Raw genomic sequence first — 976 nt, forward strand, 5'->3', positions numbered from 1 at the left:
TTTCTGCGTAACAACATCTACAACGTGGAAAACGGCATCACCCTGAGCAACGGCAACTCGCTCATTCAGGACAACTACATCCACAACCTGAAGGCTTCGGGCTCGCCGCACTACGATGGCATCCAGATCGATGGCGGCCAGTCGAACGTGGTGATCAAGCACAACACGGTCATCAACGATCACGAGCAGACCGCCGCGATCATGATCGACAACTATTTCGGCCCGATCTCGAACATCCAGGTCGACAACAACTACCTCGCCGGCGGTGGCTACACGGTGTACTCCGACGGTCAGTTCAGCGGCGGATCGATCTCCGGCGTTTCCTTCACCAACAACTACATGGGTGAAGGCCAGTGGGGTTACTACTACTTCCGCGGCAACTCCCCGACCGTTTCCGGCAACGTCGAAGGCGTGACCGGCCCAGTTCCGGATGATGGCGGCCCCTATCCGCCGCCGCCCCCGCCGCCCCCCCCGCCGCCGCCGCCGCCACCGACCGAAAAGATCATCAAGGGCGACGGCTACAGCAACACCCTTACCGGCTCGTCCAGCGTCGAGAAGATCTTTGGTTATGGCGGTAACGACAAGCTTCTCGGCAAGGACGGCAACGACGTCCTGACGGGTGGCAGCGGTCGCGACAGCTTCGTCTTCGACACCAAGCTCAACAAGACGACGAACGTCGACACCATCACCGATTTCAGCACCCGTGACGACACCATCCGTTTGGAAAACTCCGTCTTCACGAAGCTGGCCGCGGGCTCCCTTTCCTCCAGCATGTTCCGCGTCGGAGAAAAGGCCCTCGATAGCAACGATCACATTATCTACAACGACAAGACCGGCGCTCTTTCTTATGACGCCGACGGCAACGGCTCCGGGGCAGCGGTGCAGTTCGCCACGGTCAGCAACCTCGCGAAGCTGACGGTCTCGGACTTCTACGTGATCTAAAGACAGCCTGATCGTTGATCAGACGGCCTTGAAT

Annotated in this window: 1 protein-coding gene; it reads left to right on the top strand. The window is 59.2% G+C overall.

The annotated features are described in order from the left end of the window. Positions 1–942, top strand: a 942-nt coding sequence (locus AC1DT3_RS22590; RefSeq protein ID WP_477467406.1) for a calcium-binding protein, incomplete at its 5' end; no start/stop codon positions are given. Between the last annotated feature and the right edge of the window lie 34 nt (positions 943–976).

The organism is Microvirga sp. P4_G7, assembly GCF_056401005.1.